Origin of the sequence: Streptosporangium minutum, from assembly GCF_002149035.1 — a bacterium.
In the GTDB taxonomy this organism is placed as follows: domain Bacteria; phylum Actinomycetota; class Actinomycetes; order Streptosporangiales; family Streptosporangiaceae; genus Streptosporangium; species Streptosporangium minutum.
Genome location: NZ_NGFP01000147.1, coordinates 1 through 23,701, shown reverse-complemented (window position 1 = coordinate 23,701; position 23,701 = coordinate 1). Strand labels below are relative to the sequence as shown.

At 73.8% G+C, this 23,701-nt stretch carries 14 protein-coding genes; 3 read left to right on the top strand and 11 right to left on the bottom strand.

The features are described from left to right. Nucleotides 1–77 precede the first annotated feature (77 nt). The 11 genes from CA984_RS27470 to CA984_RS27420 all read right to left on the bottom strand — a co-directional run bounded on the left by CA984_RS27470 (nt 78) and on the right by CA984_RS27420 (nt 20,783). Nucleotides 78–1,355, bottom strand: coding sequence for an extracellular solute-binding protein (locus CA984_RS27470; protein ID WP_086576430.1), 1,278 nt, complete (start codon nt 1,353–1,355; stop codon nt 78–80). A 439-nt stretch (nt 1,356–1,794) separates the two neighbouring features. Then, nucleotides 1,795–3,066 (bottom strand): MFS transporter, encoded by a 1,272-nt coding sequence (locus CA984_RS27465; RefSeq protein ID WP_086576429.1) that lies wholly within the window; start codon nt 3,064–3,066, stop codon nt 1,795–1,797. 182 nt (nt 3,067–3,248) lie between these two features. Beyond that, nucleotides 3,249–6,527, bottom strand: coding sequence for a non-ribosomal peptide synthetase (locus CA984_RS27460; RefSeq protein WP_086576428.1), 3,279 nt, complete (start codon nt 6,525–6,527; stop codon nt 3,249–3,251). Further along, a complete protein-coding gene (locus CA984_RS27455) occupies nt 6,524–8,491 on the bottom strand; it encodes a non-ribosomal peptide synthetase (RefSeq protein WP_165781433.1) in 1,968 nt (655 codons plus the stop codon). The genes CA984_RS27460 and CA984_RS27455 overlap by 4 nt, the downstream gene beginning before the upstream one ends. 2 nt (nt 8,492–8,493) lie before the next feature. Next, nucleotides 8,494–9,897, bottom strand: coding sequence for a condensation domain-containing protein (locus CA984_RS27450; protein WP_165781432.1), 1,404 nt, complete (start codon nt 9,895–9,897; stop codon nt 8,494–8,496). Continuing rightward, nucleotides 9,894–11,330: a condensation domain-containing protein gene (locus CA984_RS27445; protein WP_086576426.1), complete on the bottom strand. Its 1,437-nt coding sequence runs from the start codon at nt 11,328–11,330 to the stop codon at nt 9,894–9,896. The genes CA984_RS27450 and CA984_RS27445 overlap by 4 nt, the downstream gene beginning before the upstream one ends. After that, entirely contained in the window at nt 11,327–13,108 is a 1,782-nt protein-coding gene (locus CA984_RS27440) for a condensation domain-containing protein (protein WP_086576425.1), read from the bottom strand. Before CA984_RS27440 ends, CA984_RS27445 begins: the two co-directional genes overlap by 4 nt. A 1-nt stretch (nt 13,109) precedes the next feature. After that, a complete protein-coding gene (locus tag CA984_RS27435; RefSeq protein ID WP_086576424.1) occupies nt 13,110–14,621 on the bottom strand; it encodes a class I adenylate-forming enzyme family protein in 1,512 nt (503 codons plus the stop codon). Continuing rightward, the gene (locus CA984_RS47325) at nt 14,618–14,977 is read right to left on the bottom strand and encodes an acyl carrier protein (RefSeq protein WP_207621047.1); all 360 of its coding nucleotides are present in this window, start codon (nt 14,975–14,977) and stop codon (nt 14,618–14,620) included. The genes CA984_RS27435 and CA984_RS47325 overlap by 4 nt, the downstream gene beginning before the upstream one ends. Continuing rightward, on the bottom strand, nt 14,974–15,153 hold the full coding sequence (locus CA984_RS27425; RefSeq protein WP_031168701.1) for an MbtH family protein: 180 nt from the start codon (nt 15,151–15,153) through the stop codon (nt 14,974–14,976). Before CA984_RS27425 ends, CA984_RS47325 begins: the two co-directional genes overlap by 4 nt. Continuing rightward, nucleotides 15,150–20,783, bottom strand: coding sequence for a non-ribosomal peptide synthetase/MFS transporter (locus tag CA984_RS27420; RefSeq protein WP_086576423.1), 5,634 nt, complete (start codon nt 20,781–20,783; stop codon nt 15,150–15,152). Before CA984_RS27420 ends, CA984_RS27425 begins: the two co-directional genes overlap by 4 nt. A gap of 549 nt (nt 20,784–21,332) precedes the next feature. Here CA984_RS27420 and CA984_RS27415 point away from each other — a divergent pair. From CA984_RS27415 to CA984_RS27405, 3 genes are all read left to right on the top strand, one after another. Continuing rightward, nucleotides 21,333–22,262 carry a thiamine pyrophosphate-dependent dehydrogenase E1 component subunit alpha gene (locus tag CA984_RS27415; RefSeq protein WP_242676203.1) on the top strand — a complete coding sequence of 310 codons (930 nt, stop codon included), beginning with the start codon at nt 21,333–21,335 and terminating at the stop codon, nt 22,260–22,262. Further along, nucleotides 22,259–23,245: an alpha-ketoacid dehydrogenase subunit beta gene (locus CA984_RS27410; protein WP_086576421.1), complete on the top strand. Its 987-nt coding sequence runs from the start codon at nt 22,259–22,261 to the stop codon at nt 23,243–23,245. The genes CA984_RS27415 and CA984_RS27410 overlap by 4 nt, the downstream gene beginning before the upstream one ends. Next, the coding region (locus CA984_RS27405; protein ID WP_341351732.1) for a biotin/lipoyl-containing protein at nt 23,242–23,701 on the top strand (460 nt) is incomplete at its 3' end. The genes CA984_RS27410 and CA984_RS27405, both read left to right, overlap by 4 nt.

The following is a 23,701-nucleotide window of genomic DNA, read 5'->3' as shown; positions in this document are numbered from 1 at the left end:
CTCCCCGCCCGCGCCGCCACGCCGGACCGCTCGTCCGCCGGCGTCACGAGCTCGGACGCGCCTTTCGGGTCCCGCATCTACTCGGACTTCGCCGTCGCGGTGATGGCCTGCGCGACCTGCTCAGGGGTCTTCCGGCCCGCGATGAGCTCGGCCACGCTGTCGTTGACCTCCTGGCCGACGGCCGGAGGGTAGGCCTGGTCGAGGTAGAGCTGGAACCCGGTCGCCGATGCGAGTGTCCTGGCCACCACCGCGAGGTTCGGGTCCTTCACCGCGTCCTCGGCGCCCTTGACCACCGGCAGGACCGCTCCCGACGCCACCGCCTCACGATGGTTGCCGGCCTGGGAGAGAAACTTCAGGAAGTCGACCGCCTCGGCCGGGGCGTCCTGCCCGACGGCGTATCCACCACCGCCGCCGAAGGCGTCCGTGACCAGGCCTTTGCCGCCGTCGACCGCGGGGAAGGGGAAGAAGCCGAGGTCGTCGCCGAGGTCCTTGCCGGCTTCCTTCTGCACGACCGGCGCCCACTGGCCCATCAGCTCCATCGCCGCCTTCCCGTTGCCCATCGTCGCGGCCTGCCCGTCCGGGGTGTTGTAGCTCGCCCCGAGGAAGCCCTTCTGGAACGGGGCGAGGTCGACGAGCTCCTTGAGGCGCCGGCCGGCCTCGACGAAGCCGGGCCCGCCGAACTCGTGGTCGGCCGCGGCCTGTTCGAGGGCGTCCAGGCCCGCGATCCGCATGGCGAGGTAGGCCCAGTAGTAGTGGCCGGGCCACTTCTCCTTGCCGGCCAGGGCGATCGGGGTGACACCCGCCGCCTTGAGCTTCCCGACGTCGTCGAGGAGCCCGCTCCAGGTGGTCGGCGGCGCCGTGATGCCGGCCTTGGCGAACAGCGCCTTGTTGTACCAGAAGCCCACCATGCCGATGTCGGCCGGGACCGCGTAGGTCCTGCCGTCGAACTGGTAGGCCTGCAGCGAGGCCGGGGTCATCGTGCCGATCCAGGGGGCGACCTCGTCGGAGACGTCCTTCGCCAGCCCGGCGTCGACCTGCTGCTTCAGGACGCCGCCGCCCCAGGTGGTGAAGATGTCGGGTGTCTTGCCCGACTGGTTGAGCGTCGTCAGCCGGGCCTTGTATGCCTCGTTCTCGATGGGGACGTTCTTGATGACGACGCCGGGGTGGAGCGCCTGGTACTCCTTGACCTTCTCCGCCCAGATGGACTTGAGCGGCTCCGTGGTCACGATGTTCCACCACTCGACGGTGACCTTCGCCCCGGCCCCCGCGCCCGCCTCCTGTCCGCCTCCGCCGCAGCCCCCGAGGAGGAGTACGGCCGCCGCCAACGTCACCACACTTCGCCGACCCAACGACATCACAGTGGTTCCCTTCCTCATCGTCCGAGGTCGATCGTCCGAGGTCGTCCGGGCCTGTGCCGCGCCGCGCGGCGGCTCCGGCCGTCGGCCGCCCGGTTCCGGCATGTCCGCGCGGACGCCCGGGTACGCGCCACGTCGTTACCGCGGACCTCTTTACGAAAGTTTCGATATATAGCCGATACTTTCTATTGATGGCGCCGAGGGTACATGGGCTTTCCAACTGGATCAACGGGCGTCGTCGAGAAGTTACGAGGATCGTCCGGACCGGATGTCGAGAACCACACGGGGGGAGCCATTGACGAGCTCAGCGGGGGTATCCACGTCGCGGAGGCCCAAAAGGTCTCGCGGAACTTATGAAACTTTCAGAAAGTGAGTGACCTCATGCGCCAACCGCGCAAGGACCTGCCCACTCCGGTGCCGCCGCTCCCCACCCTCGTCGTCAGCGGACGGAGCGGATCTTCGTGACCAGGAGGGCGCCGAGCAGGACCAGGGCGGCGGAGGTCAGGTAGAGGGCGGGGTAACCGCCGGAGCCGGCCACGATCGGCCCGGCGACGACCGGCCCGAGGACCTGGGGGCCGGAGTTGGCGATGTTGATCACACCGAGATCCTTGGCCCGGCCGTCCGCGGCGGGCAGGACCTGGGTGACCAGGGCGTTGTCGACGGACAGGTAGACGCCGAAGCCGACGCCCAGGACGGCGGCGGCGACGAGCGCCACCGGCCACAGCGGCCAGAGCGCCAGCATCACCGCCGGAACCGTGCTGATCAGCCCGGAGACCGTGACGAGCAGTTTGCGGCGGCCGAGCCGGTCGGAGACGACGCCCGCCACGACGGTGGTGAGGACCACGGTCGCGGTGTACAGCAGGATCAGCAGCAGCAGACCGTCCTCGGCCTTCTCTCCGGGGAAGAGCCGCTCGTAGCCGACCGCGTCGGTGAGGAAGTACAGCAGGTAGAGCGTGGCGATCGCGTTGCCGAGCTGCATCAGGAAGCGGGTCGCCCATGCCCAGAAGAAGTCGGGGTGGGCGCGGGGGCTGATCCAGAAGCCCCTGAGGAAGGCCCCGAGGTCGAAGGGCGGCTTGGCGGTCAGCCGCGGATCGGAGGTGGTCAGGACGAAGGGCAGAACGCAGAGCGGGATCAGCGCGGCGATCAGCAGGTATCCGGACTCGACGGTGGTGACGACCGTCGTGACGAGGACGACGGCCAGCACCACGCCCAGCGACTGCGGTATCCCGACCCAGCCCGACACCTCCCCCCGCTGGCCGGTCGGCACGTGGTCGGGCACCCCCGCGGTGAGCGAGGCCTGCATCGCGTTGAGCCCCGCCTGCACGAGGCACCAGCCGATCACCATCCCGAGGAGCGTGCCCTGCTCCGCCAGGAAGACCATGGCGCCCGCGCCGAGCAGCGCGCCCGCCAGCGTCCACGGGTGCCTGCGGCCGAACCGCCCGGACGTCCGGTCCGACAGGGCCCCGGCGACCGGGTTGAGCAGCATCGCCACCGCGGCGCCCACCCCGGTCACCACCGCCAGCGCCGTCTCCTTGCCTCCCGGGTCGACCTGTGCCACCTGCGAGGGAAGCAGCACCTGGAGCGGCCCGAAGTAGCCCATCCACAGGGCGAGGTTGGCCAGCGAGATACCGGCGACCCACCACGGCCCCACCCTGCGGGTCGGTTCGGCGAGGGCCGCCGGCAGCTCGGGAGGGGGCTGGACAGCGCTCATGGTGCCTCGCACTCCGTGACTCACGGTTTCGAACCAAGCGCCCGACAATGTGAGGCGTGCACGGATGCTACGCCGTACGCCCCCCTCGTGACAGCCCCCGGCATCACATGATCACAACAGTCCTCCGTCCGCCGTGATCTCCCGCGCCGCCGGCTCCGGCCGCACCGGGCGACGAGGCCGTCTCAGGGAGATTCGGTGCCCGCGAGCAGGTCCATGGCCTCCTCTTCGGTCAGGCCGGCCAGTTCCTCGATCAGCAGGTCCTCCACCGCCTCGGCGAGGGCGGCGACGGTGGTCCGGGCGAAGATCGTCCGGATCGGGACCTCGACGCCGGTGGCCCGCCGGATCCGGGCGGCCACCCGGGTCGCCAGCAGGGAGTGGCCGCCCAGCGCGAAGAAGTCGTCGAGGACGCCGTACGGGCCGGCGCCGAGCAGCTCGTCCCAGATCCCCGCCACCAGCCTCTCCGCGTCGGTGCGCGGCAGGACCCGCCCGGCCTCCGGAGCGGTCACCGGCTCGGGGAGCGCGGCCCGGTCGACCTTGCCTCCCCTGGTGAGGGGCAGCGTCTCCAGCCGGACCCAGGCGGTCGGGACGAGCTGGCGTGGAAGCGTCCGTTCCAGGTGGGCGCGGAGGTCGGCCGGGTCGGCGGCGCCGGTGACGTAGGCGAGGAGTTCCCCGCCCCGCCCGGTGACGAAGGCCTGGCCCACTCCGGGGTGGGCGAGCAGGTGGCTCTCCACCTCGCCGGGCTCGATCCGGAAGCCCCTTATCTTGAGCTGGCCGTCCAGCCGCCCCAGGAACTCCAGCCGCCCGTCGGCGCGCCACCGCGCCCGGTCTCCCGTCCGGTAGCGGCGTGCTCCCAGCCCGCCTGCGGGATCGGGGACGAAGGCGGCCGCGGTGAGGGCGGGCCTGCCGAGGTAGCCGCGGGCCACCCCGGCCCCGCCGATGACGAGCTCCCCGGTCGCCCCGGGAGGCAGGGGCTCGCCCCGCCCGTCGAGCACGTGGACCGTGGTCGCGCCGATCGGGCGGCCGATCGGGGGACGTTCCAGAGCCGCCTCCGCCCCGAGGTCGGCGGCGGTGGCGATCACCGCCGCCTCGGTCGGGCCGTAGGTGTTGACGAGCCGGACGCCGTCGCCGAACCTGCCGCGCCACCGCCCGACCGCCGCCGCGGAGACCTGCTCGCCGCCGAGGATCACCAGGCGGAGCGAGGGCGGCCAGACGATCTCCTCCAGCTCCTCGACCAGCGAGTGCCAGTAGGCGGTCGGCAGGTCGAGCACGGTGACCCGCCCGCCCGGGGGCGAGGCCAGCAGGTCGGGCAGGGTCGCCGCGCCGTCGGGGAGCAGCACCAGCGTCGCCCCGGCGGCCAGCGTGGGGAAGACCTCCTCGACATGGGCGTCGAAGCTGAGCGAGGCGAACTGGACGACGTGGTCGGCCGGGGTCAGCCCGTAGTCCGCGCGCATCCACCGGACCCGCGCGGCGACCGCGCCGTGCTCGACCAGCACGCCCTTGGGCACGCCGGTGGAGCCGGAGGTGGTGATGACGTAGGCGCCCGCCGCGGGGTCACCGGTCCACCCGGGATCACCGGCCGTACGGCCGGCCTCCGGGCGATCGACGGCCGTACGGCCGGCTGCCGGGCGGCCGGGTTCCCCGGAAGCGGCGGCCGTACGGCCCGCAGGACCACCGGGACCACCGGGACCACCGGGACCGTCGGGGCTCGCCGGGTCGACGGCGGTCAGGCCCTCGGGGAGCCCCCGCCTGGTGATCACGTGAGTGGCCGAGCTGTCCGACAGCGCGAAGGCCAGCCGCTCGTCGGGCACGTCCGGATCGAAGGGCAGGTAGGCGGCGCCGGACCGCCACACGGCGAGCAGCGCGGCGATCGCCTCGATCGAGCGGGGCAGGCAGACGCCCACGACGTCACCGGGGCCTACCCCGCCGTCGCGGAGAGCGCCGGCGAGCGCGTCCGCCCGGACGAGCAGCTCGCCATAGGTGATCGTCTCCTCGCCGCAGATCACCGCGGTGGCACCGGGCGCCCGCCGTACGGCCTCGACGACCATCTCCGGGACGAGGCGCGACCCCGCGCCGGACCTCGGCGCGGGGCCGGGAATCGAGCCGGTGGCGAGGGCCGGTTCGGGCACGAGGGCCGGTTCGGGGACGAGGGCCGGGCCGGTGGCAGGGGCCGGGCCGGTGGCGAGGGCGCGGATGTCGGCTCGGTCGGCGTCGGTCCAGATCGGCAGGGCCGAGATCGGGGTGCCCGGCTCGGCCGCGGCGGACTCCAGCAGCACCGCGAACCGGTCGGCCAGGCGGGCGATCGCCCCGGCCTCGAACAGGCCGCTGTCGTAGAGGAAGGACAGCGCGAGCCCGTTGCCGTCCGACCACGCCTCGACGAGCAGGTCCGCCTTCACCTGCCGGAACCCGGCGTCGACATCGGTGACGGTCAGCCCGCCGAAGGACCGCCGGGGGCCGGCGTCCTGGTTGTGCAGGATGAACATGGACGGCAGCAGCGAGTCGGCGGGGTGGCTGAGCTTCTCGAACGGGACGGCGGAGTTGCCCAGCGCGCCCAGGACCTCGCCCCGGGTGCGGGCGACCAGGTCGGTGAACGACGGGTCCCCGCCGAGGTCCCCGCGCAGGATCACCGTCTGGGCCACGTATCCGACCATCGGCTCCAGCTCGACCCGGTCGCGGCCCGCGACCACGCTGCCGACCAGGACGTCGTCCTGCCCGGTGTGCCGGAACAGCAGGGTCTGGTAGGCCGCCGTCAGGACGGCGAACAGGGTGGTGCGGTTCTCCCTGGCCAGCCGTTCCAGCCGCCGGGCGGTCGCCGGCGGCAGCCCGGTGCGGTGGACCCCGCCCTCCCCGCTCCGCTCCCGCCGGTGGCGGAAGGGCAGCTCGGCGGCCGGCGGGTCGGCCAGCCTCTCCGTCCAGTACGGCACGGCCCGCTGGGCCCGGCGGCGCTGCCACCGCCCGTAGTCGCCGGCCTGGACGGGCAGCGGGCGGAGCCGGGGCTCGGCGCCGTGCAGGTGGGCGGTGTAGCACTCGGCGAGGTCGTCGAGGATGACGTTGAGCGACCACCCGTCCGCGATGATGTGGTGCATCGTGAGGCAGAGCATGTGCTCGTCGTCGGCGGTCCGGATCACCGCGACCCGCAGGGGCGGCCCGGCCGCCAGGTCGAACGGCGCGTTGACCCGCTGGGCCACCAGGTGTGCGGCCTCCTGCCGGCTGCGGAGGCTCAGCCACTCGATCCCGGGCGCCCCGGGCTCCACCACCGCCCAGGGCACGCCGTCCTCCTCGGCGAACCTGGTGCGCAGGCTCTCGTGGCGGGCGAGGACGTCGGTGAGCGCCCAGGTGAGCGCGGCCTGGTCGAGCGGGCCGCGCAGGGCCCGCACGAGATACATGGTGTAGGAGGCGTTGTCCGGATCGAGGCGTTGCAGGAGCCAGAGCCGCTCCTGCTCCGGAGACAGCGGGGCCCTCATGCGCCCGGCGCCAGTCCGTCGAAGATCGCGGCCAGATCCTCTGCGCTGAGACCGTCGAGCTGCTCGCGCAGCGCGGCCACCTCGGCGAGGTCCAGGTCGTCGTCGCCGAGGCGGTCCAGTTCGAGGGCGAGCCCGGCGACGGTCGGGTGCTCGAAGAGCGCCACGATCGGCACGGCGGCCCCGAACCGGGCCTGGACCCTGGCGATGATCCGGGCGGCCGTCAGCGAGTGACCGCCGAGCTCGAAGAAGTCGTCGTCGACGCCGACGGGCTCCTCGGCGCCCAGCACCTCGGCCCACATCACGGTCAGCTCGTCCTCCACGGGCGTCGACGGCGCCCGGTAGGGGGCCGTCCTGGCGGATGTCCAGTCGGGCGGCGGCAGCGCCCCGCGGTCCAGCTTGCCGTTGGGGGTGAGCGGCAGGGCGTCCACCGCCACGAGGTGGGCGGGGACCATGTACTCGGGCAGGCTCAGCCGGAGCCGCCCGCGCAGCGCCGGCCACAGCTCCCCCGGTTCCCGGGGGCCTTCGGCGGGAACCACGTAGGCCACCAGCCGGGGCAGCCCGTCGGGCCCGTCGCACACGGCGGCGGCGGCGTGCCGTACCTCCTCCGCCGACCGCAGGACGGTCTCGACCTCGCCGAGCTCGATCCGGAATCCCCGGACCTTCACCTGCTGGTCGGCCCGTCCCAGATACTCCAGGCGCCCCTCCCCGGTGATCCGGGCGAGGTCGCCGGTGGCGTACATGCGCGCCCCGGGACGGCCGGTGAACGGGTCGGGCAGGAAACGGGCCGCGGTCCGGGCGGCCATGCCGTGGTAGCCCCTGGCCACCCCTGTCCCGCCGATGTGCAGTTCCCCCGCCTCGCCGGCCGCCACCGGTTTCCCGCCCTCGCCCAGGAGGTACAGCGACGTCTCGTCTATCGGCTCCCCCAGGTCGACCGCGGCCGGTGCGGGCGCGACGGGCCCGGCCGTGGACCACACGGTCGTCTCCGTCGGGCCGTACACGTTCCACAGGCGCACACCCGCGCCGAGCAGGGCGTCGGCCAGGTCGCGCGGCAGCGCCTCGCCCCCGCAGAGCCGGGTGCCGACCGTCTCGGGCACGCCTCCGGCCTCCAGCAGGACGCGCCAGGTCGCCGGGGTGGCCTGCATGACGGTGATCCCCTCGGCCACCGCCAGGTCCCGCAGTGCCCGGCCGTCCGCCGCCTCCCGCGCCGAGGCCACGACCACGCGGGCCCCGCAGGCCAGGGGCAGCAGGAGTTCCAGGACCGAGATGTCGAACGACAGCGTGGTGACGGCGAGCCAGCGGTCCTCGGCGGTGAGCTCCAGCCTGCGCATGAACGATCCGAGCAGGTTGGTCACCGCGCGCTGCGGGACCGCCACCCCCTTGGGCCGGCCGGTGGAGCCCGAGGTGTAGATCAGGTAGGCCAGGTCGCCCTCGGTCTCCGCGGCGGGCGGGGTGGGGCCCGTCGAGGAGGCCGCGGGCGCCGACCCCGCACCGGGAACCCCGCCGGCCGCGGCACGGTCCGGCGCGGACACCGTGCCCTGACCGGGAACCCCGCCGGCCGCGGCGCCGACCGGCGCGGGCACCGTGCCGTCAGGGGCGAGCGACAGCACCCGGGGGACGCCGTCGAGCAGGCGCGGGTCGACGCCGGGCTGGGTCAGCACCAGGCCGATCCCCGCGTCCTCGCGCATCATCCGGAGCCGCTCCTCGGGAAAGGCCGGGTCGAGCGGGACGTACGCGCCGCCGGCGGCCCAGACGGCCAGGACCGCGACCACCATCCCCGTCGTGCGCTCCATGCACAGCCCGACGGGGACCTCGGGGCCGACTCCCCGCTCGCGCAGCGCGGCCGCCAGGTCGTCGACCCGCCGGTGCAGCTCGCGATAGGTCAGCTCGCCCCCGGCCCCCCTCACCGCCACCGCGTCGGGCGTCAGCTCCAGCCGGCGCCGCGTCAGCTCCAACGTCGTCACCACGGTCACACACCTCTCAGATCGGACAGCCGGAGATCCGGGTCGGTCCCGGCGCGCTCCACCACGTCGGTGAAGGCCCGGACCAGACGCCGCGCGGTCCCGGCGGAGAACAGGTCGCTGTTGTAGTCGAGGACTCCGCCGAGCCCCTCGGGCCCCCGCCACACGTCCACCGATATCTCGGCCTTCGTACGGCCCGCCGGCGGCATGGGGTAGACCTCGACGGCCAGGTCCGCCATCGCCGTCCGCAGCAGGTCGCCCTTGGGCAGGTTGTGCAGGTTGAACATGGCCTGCAGGAGCGGCGGCCGGCTCAGGTCGCGGGGCAGGCGCAGCGCCCCGAGGATCCGCTCGAAGGGCACCTCCGCGTGCTGGAGCCCCCTGAACACCGCCAGGCGGGTGCGTTTGAGCAGTTCCCGGAAGGTCGGGTCTCCGGACAGGTCGGCGCGGAGCACGAGGGTGGTGGCGAAGTAGCCGATCAGCGGTTCCAGCTCCACCCTGTTCCGTCCCGCGACCGGCACCCCGACGCACAGGTCCTGCTGTCCCGCGGCCAGTCCCAGGGTCGCCTGGTAGGCGGCGAGCAGGGCCATGAACAGGGTGCAGCGCTGCTGCCTGGCGACCCCCTCCAGCCGGATGATCACCTCGTCGGGCACGAGCAGGCTCTCCTGCCCGCCCCGTCCGGTCCAGCGGGCCGGGCGGGGGCGGTCGGCGGGGAGGTCGAGCACGGGCGCGCCGGCGAGCGTCCGCGTCCAGTGGTCGAGGTGGGCGGTGTCCTCGGACTCGGCCCGGCTCCTGTCCTCCGCCGCGACGTCGGTGTACTGGGTGGGGAGCTCCGCCAGCACCGGCTGCCGTCCCTCGCGGTGGGCCGCGTAGCACTCGGCCAGCTCCCGCATCAGGACGTCCAGCGACCAGCCGTCGACCACGATGTGGTGCAGGACGATGCAGAGGACGAAGTCCTCGTCGGCCAGCCGCATCAGCGCCACGCGCAGCGGCGGCCCGGCCTCCAGGTCGAACGGCCGGTTGACGAACTCCACGACGGCCGGGGCCGGATCGCCGGTGACGTCCGAGCGCTCCACGGCGACCGGCCCGGCGGGCACGACGACCTGCACGGGACGGTCGCCGGCCAGGCGGAAGCGGGTGCGCAGCACGTGGTGCCGCTCGGCCACGCGGGTGAAGGCCGCGGCGATGCCGTCGGCGTCGACCGGGCCGCGCAGCCGTACGCACCAGGGGGTGTGGTAGGTCGTGTCGGACGGGTCGAACCGGCTGAGGAACCAGAGCCGTTCCTGGCCGAACGACAGCGGCCAGGTACGGCCCGCGTCCCTGTCCCGGGCGAGCCTGAGCAGGGCTTCGCGCCGTTCGGGCGGCAGCCCGGCCAGCCGGCTGAGCAGTGCCGCGCGCTGGTCCGGAGTGGTCACCGGCCACCTCCTTCGGCGACGGCCGCGGGCCGCTCGACCGGGGTGACGCCGCACAGCCCGGCGACCGCGTCGAGCGGCACGTCCTCGGCGACGCTGCGGACCAGGAGCGTCTCCATCCCGCGCAGCAGCGTGTAGGCCGTGGAGCGCGGCAGGCAGGCGGTGTCGGTCAGCAGGTGGAGCCGGCAGGTGTCCGTGGCGGGGCCGGTGGCGAAGAACACCGTCGCGTCCACCTCCGGCCACGCGCCCACGAAGAAGGTCCTGGTCCGCTCGGTGAGGGCGGCCAGGGCGGCGGCGTCGCCCTCCCGGGCCGCCCTGGGCAGGTTGGGCCAGTGGCCGGCGGTCCGGCTGTCGTTGAAGTAGGCCGACAGGTCGACGGGCCCGCCGCGTTCGCGGCCGATCTCCTCACGCAGCGCCATCATCCTGAAAGGGTCGTAGTGCGCGTGCCGGTAGGTGGTCAGCGCCTGCCGGTGCCCGGCGCGCGCGGCGTCGGCGAAGGTCCCCTCGGGCAGGTCCAGGACGAAGATCCCGTCCTGGACGGCCGTGCCCGCCATGGCGCTGGTCCGGGGGTCGTGCCGGTTGGCCACGATGAGCTGCATGACCACCTCCCGGTGCCCCGTCAGCACGGCCAGGAGTACCGCGCTCGCCGTGGTCAGCACGCTCGCCGTGCTGACCGACCAGCGGGCCGCCAGCCTCTCGGCGGCGGCGGCGAGCGCGACCGACTCCATGCCGACCCGGACGAACCGCTGCTCCTCCGGCGGCTGACCGGGGAAGTCGAACAGGGACCGGGGCACCCGCTCCAGTGCCGCGCGCCAGTGCCGGAACGCCCGCTCCCCGCGTGCGGCGCCCGCCCCCTCCCGTTCGAAGGCGGCCTGGTCCAGCGGCTGCCACGTGGGGTCGGGCAGGTCGTCCCCGGCGAGCAGGCCCCTCCAGTCGGTCGCGAGGATGTCCAGCGCCCATCCGTCGACCGCCAGGTGGGACAGGGCGAAGGCGACGGCCCGGGGCCGTCCGCCGCCCGTCACGACGGCGCACCGTATCGGCGGCTCGGTGGCGTAGTCGAACCCTTTCGAAGCCAGGTCGGCGGAGAGCTCCTTGGCCGCCGCGAGCGGCCTGGCCTCCCCGGCGTCGAACACCTCGACCGTCAGCCGGCCCTCGCGCGCCACGCGCTGGACCGGCCCGGCGGGGGTCTCCTCGCAGGTCGTCCTGAGGGTCTCGTGCCGTTCTACCAGTCCCCGCAGGGCCAGCAGGACGGCGTCGAGATCACGCCTGCCGTAGACGGGCAGGGTCCAGGGCATGTTGAAGTACGGGTCGCCGTCGTCCAGCCACCTGGTCAGCCGCCAGATCGCCTGCTGGCCCCAGGTGAGCGGGGCCTCCCCACCCCGGGCGCCGGTGAACTCCACCACCGCCGACCGCTGCCGTGTGAGACCGGTCGTCATCGGGATCGGGCGATCTCTTCGGCGACGCCGGCGACGGTCGGGGTGTCGATGAACACTTCGAAGGAGAGCTCGACGCCCATCCGGTCCCGGACCCGGGCGATGATCTGGGTGATCGACAGCGAGTGGCCGCCGAGGTCGAACAGGTCGTCGTCGGGCCGGATCTCGTCGACGCCGAGCACCTCGCACCAGATCGCCTCGACCTCCCCGAGGAGAGCGGGGTCCGCCACTGCCCCGGCCGCCGTACCAGCCGCCGCACCGGCCGCGGGCGCCGTGCCTGCGGCGGGAGGCGCCTCCGGAGCGGAGTCCGCGACCGCTCCGGAGGCGATGGTGACGGAGTCGATGGCGGCGGAGGCGATGGCGGCGGAGGCCGGGGCCGTACCGGGAGCGTCGTCCAGGACCGTACCGGGAGCGCCGTCCGAGGCCGCGTCACGGGTGGGCGCGGCCTCCCGTCCGGGCGACAGCTCGCTGATCGGGGCGTCGGGGCGGGCGGCGATGCCGAGGAGCAGGGTCCGCAGGTGCCCGGCGACGCTCTCGCAGGCGGCGCGGCTCAGCACGTCCGGGTTGAACTGCAGCCGGGCCGCGAGGCCGTCCCGGGATTCCACGACCTGCAGGTGCAGGGTGTTGCGGACCGCGCCGTTGAACGCCGTCCAGTCGACGGAGGCGTCGAGGCCGGGGAAGACGGGGTCGGCGCCGGAGCGCCTGCGGTAGCTGACCGAGACGGGGGTGAGCGCCGTGCGCGGGCTGATCCCGCCCAGGGCGCGGGCCAGGGGGACCTCGCGATAGCGGTAGACGGCACGGAGCTCCTGCCGGATCGACCGGGCGAACTCGGCGAACGTCCCCCGCGGCGTGGAGACCACGGGGAGCTCGTTGACGAACAGTCCCACGTGGTCCCGGGTCTCCTCGGTGCGGGTGGACAGGTCCACGGCGACCGCGACCCGGTCGTTGCCGTATCCGTGCAGGAGCGTGTGGAGGGCGGCCAGCACGACCTCGAACCGGGTCAGGCCCAGCCGCTCGGCCACGCCTGCGGTCTCTCCGCCGAGCGCGAGGTCCACGGTCTCGCCGGGAGCGGCGCGCAGCGACGGGCGGGTGGCTCCGGGCAGCAGCAGGTCCTGGTCGTCGTGCCATCTCGACCGCCAGAACTCGGCCGCCCCCTCCAGCCCGGCGGCCACCCGATCCTGCTCGGCGCGTGCCGCCTCGCCGTAGGAGATCGGCAGGGGTGGCAGGGCGGAGCCGCCGTAGGCGGCGGCCAGGTCGCGCAGCACGATGTCCTTCGACATGCCGTCGAAGACCGCGTGGTGGGCGACGAGCTGCAGGACGTGCCGCGCGGGCGCCAGCCGGAACAGGGTGAACCTGGCCAGGGGGCCGGTCACCAGGTCGAAGGGCCGGGAGATCTCGGCCTCGATCCCGCCGGACGGGCCGGAGTCCCCGCCGGGCAGGGCGGAGATCTCCCCGGAGGCTCCGGCGGACGGGCCGGAGCCGTCCCCGAAAACTCCGGCGGACGGGCCGGAGAGGTCCTCGAAGCGGATCGGCGGGGGCACCTCGCCGGGGACCAGGCGGACGTGCCCGTCCTGCTCCGCCAGGGTCGCGGCGAGAACGGGGTGGCGCTCGACGACCGCGGCGCAGGCGGCGAGCATCGCGTCCACGTCGAGCGGGCCGTCGAACCGGACGGCGAACGGCATGGCGTAGACCCGGCCCCCGGCGCCCATCCGCTCGGTGATCCACATTCCGTGCTGGGCGAGGGACGCCCGGTCCCACCCGTCTATCAGAGATACCGACATCTCACGTGCCTTCCGTCTGACCCGTCGCGGCGGGGTCGAAAAGCCGCCGCAACTCCCTTTTGATGACCTTTCCTGACTGGTTTCTGGGCAGGGCGTCGACGACGAGCACCCGTTCGGGGAGCTCGTGCCCGGCCAGCCGTTCCGTCAGGAAGGCGCGTAGATCGCCGCCGGAGATCCCGGCGGACCGGGGCACGACGGCGGCGGCGAGCGTGGTGCCCAGCACCGGGTGGGGGAGGCCGACGACCGCGGCCTCCGCGACGTCCGCGTGCTCGTACAGGGCGGCCTCCACCTGAAGCGTCGAGACCTTGAACGCGCCCGACTTGACCACGTCGCCCTCGCGGTCGACGAGGTGGAGGTAGCCGTCGGCGTCCAGGTAGCCGAGGTCTCCCATCCGCACCCATCCGCCGCGGAACGCCTCGGCGCCGGCCCGCTCGTCCCGGTAGTAGGACCGGGGGACGGCGGGCGAGCGCAGCCAGACCTCACCGGTCTCGCCCGCGGGCAGCGGGTCGCCTCCGGGGCCGGCGACGCGCAGGGAGCCGCCGAAGGCGGGCCTGCCCAGCGCTCCGGGGCGGGCCGGATCGAAGATCATGATGGTCTGGGCGGGAGCGGCCTCGGTCGAGGTGTAGTAGTTGGTGACCGTCGCGTTGGGGAAGGCGGCGGCCAGCCGTGCCGACACCGAGGGGGGTAGGGCCGAGGCCGCCGAGCCCAGCAGCAGGACGCTCGACATGTCGTGGCGCTCGTGCAGACCGGCGTTGAGGAACTCGATCGCCATGGCCGGGACGACGAACACGGTGCCGGGGCCGTACGACTCGATCAGGCGGGCGAACCGGCCCGGGGTGAACCGGCCGAGGGTCAGCATGGCCGGCCGGGCGTCGAGCGCGTTCATCAGCATCGTCTGCCCGGCGTTGGTGCCGATGGGGAAGGCGTGCAGCAGATGGCGCGAGTGCCCGAACCTCCGGCGGTTCGGCCGGGTCTCGCAGCCGAAGACCAGGTTGGCGTGGCTGGCGGCCACCCCCTTGGGCAGCCCGGTGGTGCCGGAGGTGTAGAGGATCTGGGCCAGGTCCCCGGGCCCGACCCGTACTTCCACCGCCCCGGCCGCCCCGCCCTCCAGGTCGGCCGGGGCGGCGCTCCAGTGCTCGCCCGCGGGCGGCCGGAGGTCGCGCCCGTACAGGACGGCGGAGGCCGAGCAGTGTGCGAGCATGTGCCGGACCTCGGCGGGGGCGAGGCGGTCCGACAGCGGTACGGCGACCGCCCCGGCCTTCTGCGCCGCACAGTAGGCGACGGAGAAGTCGATCCAGTCCCAGCTCCCGAAGAGCAGCCCGACGCGGTCGCCGGGCCGTACCCCGCGGTCGAGCAGGCCGTGCGCGAGGGCGTCGGAGCGCCGCTCCCACTCGCCGAAGGTCATCGCCCCGTTGCCCTCGACGATCACGGCGGTCCGCTCCGGCTCCTGTGCGGCGCGCAACCGGAGCATCTCGGGCACGGTCCCCGGGACCGGCACGGCCGGCGAGGTCATGGCGTCCTCGCGTCCATGTAGCCGACCAGCAGCGGGAAGCTGTCGAGATAGGGAGCGCCGCCGCCCAGGTCGAGGGCGACGTCGAACTCGTCCTCGACGGCGTCGATCAGCCGCAGCAGGGCGAGCGAGGTGACGCCGAGCGCGGACAGGGAGGCGCCGGAGGCGAGGATCTCCTCGGAGGTGAGCCTGCCGTCGCAGGCGGTGGAGATCATTCCGGCGAGCCTGGCGGCGAGTCCGGAGGTCGCCCCGGCGTCCTCCGCGCGCTGAACGGCCACGCCCGGGATCACGTCGTCCGCCACGCCCTGGGCCGCCGTACCCGGGATCGCGCCGGCGTCCGCCGCCTGCCGGGTGGTCATGCCCGTGCCTGCCGCACGCTGAGCGGGCGCATGTCCGTCCACACCTGGTCGATGTGGGCCAGGCAGTCCTCCCTGGGCCCCTGGAAGCCCTCGGCCCGCCATCCGGCGGGCAGCTCCCGGCCGGCAGGCCAGACGGAGTACTGCTCCTCGTCGTTGAGCACCACCAGAAAACTCATCTCCGGGTCTCCTCTTCTTCCTTCTTCTTGCGGGTACGGCTCCGCAGAGCCTCGAAGCCGACCAGGTCGTCGGGGAGCGCGTCGGGGACGTCGGTGTCGAACCGCGCCAGCACCCGCACGCGCATGGCGACGAGCGCGATGGCGGCGATGGCCAGGCCGAAGCAGGCGTACATGAATCCGATGCCGCGCCCCTCACCGGTGCCGATCAGCGCGCCGACGGTGCTCGCGAGCGGGCCGTCCGGCGCGAGCAGCGGCTCGAACACCGCGCTGCCGTACGGCGCGACCAGGCCGAAGCCGATGGGCAGGGTGGACCAGGCGACCAGGGTGTTGAGCGCGATGACCCGGCCGTGGAAGCGCTGCGGCACCTTGACCTGGATGATCGTGGCGTAGACGCCGTTGAGCAGGGTGAGGCAGAACGACATGCCGAACGCGCCGGCCGCGATCAACGGCAGGTTCCGCTGGAATCCGGTGACCACGCAGAACACCGCGAGGGCGAGCGTGGCGAGCAGCACCCCGTACAGGCGCCGCCGCCGGGGTCCGCCCCAGGCGGTCATCAGCAGCCCGCCGAGGAAGACCCCGAGACCTCCCGCGAACGCGACCCTGCCGACGTCGTCGAGCGTCGCGAACGACAGCACCAGCGGGGAGATCATCAGGAAGAGCGGCGACAGGAAGACGTTGAGCACCGCGAAGAACACGAGCATGCCCCGGAATCCGGGGTTGCCCCACGAGTGGCGGATGCCGTTCATCATCTCGGCCACGACGCCCTCGCGGCGGCGCCACGGCATGCCGGCGGGGAACCGGACGGACAGCAGGACGATCGTGGCGACGGCGTAGCTGGCCACGTCGATGACGAGGATGCCGCCGAGCCCGATCGTGGCCATCAGCCCGGTCGCGATCAGCGGGACGACGAGCTGGGCGGTGCCGGTGGCCATCTGCACGACGCCGTTGGCGTGGCCGAGGAAGCGCTTGGGGACGAGCTGCGGGATCGCCGAGCCGTAGGCGAACCGCTGGAAGGTCAGCGCGACCGACAGGCAGGCCAGCAGCGGGTAGATGTGCCAGATCTCCAGGTTGCCGGTCCACAGCAGGACGCCCAGCACGAGCTGGGTGCCTCCGGCGGCGATGTCCCCGCAGAGCATGACCCTGCGCCGGTCGTAACGGTCCACGATCGCCCCGGCGAGCGGCGCCACCAGCATGCCGGGGACCAGTCCCAGCACCGCGAACAGCGCGAACCTGGCCAGCGACCCGGTGGTCAGGTAGATCCAGATGGGGATGGCGAACTCGGTCAGCGCCGACCCGGTGATCGACACGAGCTGTCCCACCGAGATCAGCAGGAACCGCCGCATGCTGGCCTGTGGCGCGCCCCGCCCGTCGGCGCCGCCGGCCTCCCGCGCCCTGCCGTCACCGGCGGCCGCGCTCGCGTGTACTGCCACGGACGCGGACGTGGCAGCGGACCGGCYGTCGGCACCGGGGGCCGCGGGCGCGGACGCGGACCGGGCGTCGGCGGCGTCGGCGACGTCGGCGGCCGCGGGCCCGCCCTCCCCTGCCCCGGGCGGACCGGCGGCCCGGCCGGAGACGCCCTGGAGCCACCACGTGGACTCCTCCGTGCGCTCCAGCGGCGCCGTCTCCCCCGAGGCGATGGCCCGGTGGGTGCCGGTGAGGATGCCGGCCAGCTCCTCCGCCCGGTATTTCACGAAGAAGTGCCCGGCCTCGTCGAGCACCACGCAGGCGACCGTCTCCGAGAGCCGCCGCCATTCGCGGTAGCGCTCCTGGTAGAACTCGGTCGCCGGATCCCGCTCCCCCACCACCGCGATGACGGGCGCCCGGAGCGGGTCGCCCTCGCCCTCGAACAGCCGGGTGAAGTAGCGCTCCGCCGTACGGGTGCCGTGGCGGCGGTTCTCGATGACGAGCTTGAGCTGGTCGCGCTCGAACTCCTCGACGTCGAGGCCGGCCGCGGCGAGCGCGTTGATCCGGCCCTGGTCGCTGGTCATCCGGTCCATCAGGGTCCCGAGCCATCCCAGGCCACGGCCCGGCCGGGCGAACGGGAACACGCCCCCCAGGTAGACGGCGTCGATGACGCGACCGGCCGCCTCCAGGCGCCGGGCGATCTCGGCGACCAGCATCACGCCGAGGCCGCAGTGCCCGTAGAGCACCAGCGGGCCCTCGATCCCGGCGAGGATCTCCTCGGCGCAGTCGCGCGCCACCTCGTCGAAGGGCCGGGCCCGCTCCCCCAGCTCGTGGCCGGGCACCGCGACCGAGTAGAGCGCCCAGCCGTCGGGGAGGGCGTCGGCCAGCGGCTGGTAGACGACCGCGCTGCCACCGCCGAACGGCACGCACACCATGGTGGAGGTCGCGGCGCGGACCGGGGTGAGCCGGTGCAGCAGGTCGCGCGGGCCGTCGTCGCCGGTCTCCAGCAGGCGGGCCAGGTCCCTGACCGTGCGGTGCTTGAACAGCTCCAGCACGGTGAGCGTCCGCGCGGGGACCTCCTTGCGCAGCCGGGCGATCACCCTCATGGCGAGCAGGGAGTGGCCGCCCAGGTCGAAGAAGTCGTCGAGCGCGCCGACCCGTCCCACTTCGAGGACGTCCGCCCAGATCGCGGCGACCGCCCGCTCCGGCGCGGTCTCCGGCGGCACGTACCCGGCGGCCGGGCCGTCGGCCCCGGGCTCCGGCAGCCTCGACCGGTCGACCTTCCCGTGGGACTTCAGCGGCAGCTCGTCCAGCCACACGTAGCGGGCCGGGATCATGTAGTCGGGGAGCCGGTCGGCCAGCCACGACCGCACCTCGCCGGCCTCCGCCCTGGCCGCCGCGACCAGGTAGGCGACCAGCCGTCCGCCCCGCAGCTCCACCACCGCGTGCGCCACCCCGGGAAACCCCCCGAGCACCGACTCCACCTCGGCCAGCTCCACCCGGTAGCCGCGGATCTTCACCTGGAGGTCGCGGCGGCCGAGGAACTCCAGCTCCCCGGTGGGCAGGAAGCGGCCGAGGTCGCCTGTCCGGTACATCCGGGCGCCGGGGCCGCCCCCGGGGTCGGGCAGGAAGCGGTCCGCGGTGAGTCCGGGCCGGTCCAGGTAGCCGCGGGCGAGGCGGTCGCCGCCGAGGTAGATCTCCCCGGGGACGCCGATCGGCACCGGCTGCAGGTCCGTGTCGAGCACGTGGACGCGGGCCCCCGGCAGGGGTGATCCGATCGGCAGCGTCGCCCCCGCCACGGGAGCGGGAGCGGCGGCGCTCCCCGCCGCAGGAGCGGGACCGGCTCCCGGAGCGGGACGGGAGAGGCCGCCGGCCGCCGGATCGGCGCCGGTGCCCGGCCTGACCGCATAGGTGGTCACGCCGACCGTGGCCTCGGTGGGTCCGTAGTGGTTGACGACCCGGCACCGCCCGGCCGCCGCCAGCTCGGCGGCCCAGCCCCACGGCGCGGCCTCGCCGCCGAGGATCAGCAGCTTGCGCGGGAGCAGCTCGGCCGGGGTCGCGTCGGCGAGCAGCGCCGCCAGGTGAGAGGGCGTGATCTTGAGGTAGTCGATGCCGTGCTCGCGGAAGTAGGCGGCCAGCTCGGGCCCCGCCGTACGGGACGGGATGAGGTGGAGCGCGCCGCCGGTCATCAGGCACAGGTAGAAGACGGTCACGCCGAAGTCGAAGGCGAGCGACTGCAGCAGCCCGAACGCCCCGGCCGGCTCCACCGCCAGCCGTTCCCGCGCGCCGTCGAGGTAGACCGTCACCTGCCGGTGCTGGACGGCCACGCCCTTGGGCCGCCCGGTGGTCCCGGAGGTGTAGATGACGTAGGCCAGGTCGCCGGGGGTGACGCCGCTGTCCACCGGCCCCGGGTCCGCCTCGTCGAAGTGCTCGGCGAAGACGGCGGGCAGGTCGCCCGGCAGGCGGTCCCGGAGCTCGGGAGCGGTGACGACCGCGCGGGCCCCGGCGTCGGACAGCACGTAGGCGAGCCGGTCGGCGGGGTGGTCGGGGTCCAGCGGGAGGTAGGCCGCGCCGGCCTTGAGCACGCCGAGCACCGCGACGGCCAGCTCGGCCGACTGCTCCAGGCAGATCGCGACCCGGTCGTCCGGGCCCACGCCCCGCCGTCGCAGCAGGTGGCCGAGCTGGTTGGCCCGCCGTTCCAGCTCGGCGTAGGTGAGCGAGGTGCCGCCGGCGACGACCGCGACGGCGTCGGGCGTGCGCTCGGCCTGCGCGGAGACGGCCTCGTGCAGCAGCCCGCTTCCGGAGGGCTCGGGCGGAGCGGACTCGCCGAGTGCCAGCACCCGGCGGCGCTCGCCGTCCGGGAGGAGTTCCAGTTCGGAGATCCGCGCGCCGGGGTCGGCGACGATCGACCGCAGCAGGGTCTCGAAGCACGCCGCCATCCGCTCGATCGTGTCCGGGCGGAACAGCGCGGTGCTGTAGGTGAGGTTGCCGCGCAGCCCCTCGGGGGTCTCGAACAGGTAGAGGGCGAGGTCGAAGCGGCTGGCGGAGGTCTCGACGGGGAAGGCGGACATGGTCAGGCCCGGGGTGTGCAGCGGCTTGGAGCGGTAGTTCTGCAGCGCGAACATGACCTGGAACACCGGCGACCGGCTGACGTCGCGCTCCACGGCGAGCTCGTTGACGAGCCGGTCGAAGGGGAGTTCCTGGTGGGCGTAGGCGTCCAGCGCCGTCTCGCGGACCCGGGCGAGAAGCTCGGCGAACGTGGGATCGCCCGACAGGTCGGCGCGCATGGGCAGCGAGTTGACGAAGACGCCGACCACGCGCTCCAGCTCGGGCAGGTCGCGCCCGGAGACCGGTGATCCGACCGCGAAGTCGTCCTGCCCGCAGTAGCGTCCGAGCAGCACCTGGAAGGCCGCCAGCAGCGTCATGTACGGCGTGGCGCCGTGGGCCGCGCCGAGTTCGGCGATCGCCTCGCCGAGCCCGGGGTCCAGCGCCAGCCCCTGTGCGGCGCCCTCCCACTTCTGCTCGGCGGGACGCTGCAGGTCGGCGGGGAGCTCCAGCGGCGGCAGCCCCTCCAGGTGCCGGCGCCAGTAGCCGATCTCGCGGTCGTAGGTGCGGCCGCGCTGCCAGTGGGCGTAGTCGCCGTAGCCCACACCCACCGGCGGGAGCCCCGGCTGCCGCCCGGCGCGGTGGGCGGCGTGCAGGGTGAGCAGCTCCTCCATGACGATGTCGCAGGACCAGCCGTCGGTGACGGCGTGGTGCATGGTGAGCAGCAGCACGTGGTCCAGCGGGCCGAGCCGGACCAGCAGGAGCCGGATCAACGGGCCCCGGGCGAGGTCGAAGGGGCGGGCCATCTCCTGGTCGACCGCCGCGAGGTCGTCCGTCACCCGCAGCTCCGCCGCGGACGCCGGGTCGACGACGAGCCGCGGGCTACCGTCCTCGGTGGTGAGCAGCCGCGTGCGCAGGCTCTCGTGCCGCGCGGTCACCTCGGTGAGGGCTCTGGCGAGCGCCTCCTGTCCGACCTCGCCCGCCAGCCGGACCGCGAACGCCACGGTGTAGGCGGCCGTTCCCGGGGCGTACTGCTCCAGGAACCACAGCCGCTCCTGTGCGGGAGAGAGCGGCGGCGCGGTGCCGGGCGGGCGCGGCGGGACGGCCGTGGCGACGACGCGGCCGCCCAGTCGCCGGGCGAGCAGCGCCTGTTTGGCCGGTGACAGGCTGGTGTGCGTCACGACGCCTCCGTGCTGGCGGGAGGGGGAACCGGGGTGCGTTCCCTGGCTTGGTGAAGGGGATCGCCCTCGTGGGCGGCTCCATGACGACTGGCCGAAGCGGGCCGCCCGAGGGCGGGCCCGATCCGGTGACGTGAGGACGAGCGCGGCGCGGGATTCCTCCCGGCACCGAGGCGTGCGGGCGCTCCGGCGGGACGGCGGCGCCCGCCCGAGCGTTACTTCTGCCGTACGGAGAGGTAGGGCGATATGGGAACTGCCGTACGGAGAGGCACGGCGATATGGGAACGCTCCCACGGAGGAGGCTAGAGATCACGCGCCAAATTCGTCAAGGTTTCGGAGTTGTTTTCGGCCGCGCCCAACCGAAACATTCTGGCCGTTAGCAAATCTCCGCAGATAGAAGTGCATTTCCCGGCTTTCCGCAGGACACGGTTACTAATTCATGATTGACAGTGATCCCGGCGACTTCTACGCTCCGGTGGGAGCGCTCCCATGTCGTGTCGATGTCCTGCGGCCGAGCGTCTCACCCCGGTCGCCGACGCCAGGAGCGCACACGTGATCGTCACCGTCCCCACGCCTGCGGGCATGCGGAACGCACCGTCCCCACCGGCGGACGAGGACCTGGAACTCCTCCTCCTCATCCGGCATTTCGAACTCACCCTGCTCAGGCTCTTCGAGGCGGGCGAGCTCAGCGGGACGACCCACACCTGCCTGGGGCAGGAGTACATCCCGGTGGCGCTGAAGCCGCTGCTCCAGGAGGACGACCACGTCTTCAGCAACCACCGCGGCCACGGCCACTTCCTCGCCCGGCACGCCGAGCCGTACGGGCTCCTCGCGGAGATCATGGGCCGCGAGGGCGCGCTCTGCGCGGGGGTCGGCGGCAGCCAGCACATCTACCACCGGCGCTTCCTGTCCACCGGGGTCCAGGGCGAGAGCCTCCCGGTCGCGGTCGGCGTGGCGCTCAAGCTGAAGGGGAGCGGCGCTCTCGCCTGCGCATACATCGGCGACGGCACCTGGGGCGAGGGCTCGGTCTACGAGGCGCTCAACATGGCCCGGCTCTGGCGGGTGCCGCTGCTGGTCGTCGTCGAGAACAACGGGATCGCCCAGTCGACCCCGACCTCCGCGCAGATGTCCGGCGACATCGCGGCCCGCGCCGCCGCCTTCGACGTCCCGCACCACCGCGTGACGTCCACCGAGGTCGGCGAGATCCGCGCCGAGCTGGCCCCCCTCGTCGCGGTGGTCCGCGGGGACTGCCGGCCGCTGGTCGCCGAGTTCGTCACCCACCGGCTCGGCCCGCACAGCAAGGGCGACGACACCAGGTCCCCGGAGGAGATCGCGCGGGCGGGCGACCACGACTGGTACGCCCGCTACGCGCGGATGTTCCCCGATCCCTTCGACCGCCTCGACCGGGAGCGGCGCGAGCTGGTCGAGCGGATCGCCGCCGAGGTCACGGCCCGGCCGCCGTCGGTGTGGGAGCAGCGGTGACCCGCGTCTCGGAGCACCTCAACCAGGCCCTGCACGACCTGATGGAGGCCGACCCGCGCGTGCACGTGCTCGGCGAGGACGTCTCCGACCCGTACGGCGGGGCCTTCAAGGTCACCAGGGGCCTGTCCACCAGGTTCGGCGACCGCGTGCGCTCCACCCCGCTGAGCGAGGGCGCGCTCACCGGCGTCGGGGCCGGCCTCGCCCTGGCCGGCGACAGGGCCGTCGTCGAGATCATGTTCGCCGACTTCGCCGCGCTCGCCTTCGACCAGCTCGTGAACTTCGCCGCCAAGTCCACCTCCATGTACGGCAGGCCCGTGCCGGTCCCGCTGGTCGTCCGCTGCCCCTCGGGGGGCAACCGCGGATACGGTCCCACCCACAGCCAGAGCCCGCAGAAGCACTTCATCGGCGTCCCCGGCCTCTCGCTGTTCGAGATGACCCCCTTCCACGACGCGGGCGAGCTGTTCGCCCGGATGTTCGCGCTAGGGCAGCCCTGCCTGTTCTTCGAGGACAAGGTCCTCTACACCCGGCGGATGTACGAGGGCGGGGTCGTGGACGACCTGTTCCGCTACGAGCTCGCCGGCGACGTCGCCCGGGTCTTCCTCGACGGCGTGACCGAGCCCGACTGCACGCTGATCGCCCACGGCGGCATGACCCACCGGGCGCTCGCGGCCATGCGCGAGCTGCTCCTGGAGGAGGACCTGGCCTGCGAGCTGCTGGTGCCCGCCCGGCTCCACCCGCTCCCCGGCCTCCCCGGCCTGGAGCGCGCCCGGCACGTGTGCGTCGTCGAGGACGGCTCGGAGGGCGGGACCTGGGGGGCGGAGGTCGCGCGGCTGCTCTACCCCCGGCTCTGGTCCACCCTGCGCCGCCCCATCGGCCTGATCAGCGCGGCCGACAGCGTCATCCCGGCCGCGCCCCACCTGGAGCGCGAGGTGCTCGTCCAGCCCGGCCGGATCCGGCACACGATCGCGGAGGCCCTGTCTTGATCGAGATCCGGGTGCCCAAGCTCAACAACAACGACACCGCCTACCTGCTGGTGGAGTGGGCGGCCAAGGACGGCCAGGCCGTACGGGCCGGGGAGCCGCTGGTGGTGCTGGAGACCTCCAAGGCCGCCGAGGAGCTGGTCGCCGAGGAGGACGGGACGCTGCTGTGCCTGCTGGAGGCGGGCGCCGAATGCGCTCCCGGTCAGGTGATCGCCCGGCTGCTGGCCGACGGCGAGACGCCCCCCTCTCCCGCGGCGGGACACGGGGCCTCCCCGGCGCCCCCGGACCACGAGGTCGTCGTCACGGCTCCGGCCCTGCGGCTGATGGACGAGCGCGGCATCTCCATGGAGCAGGTGCGCGCCCTCGGCAGGAAGGTGGTCCGGCGGGCCGACCTGGAGTCCCTCGACGCTCCCCGGGCCGGACCGGCCGCCTCCCGGACGGCCCCCCGGGACTCCTGCC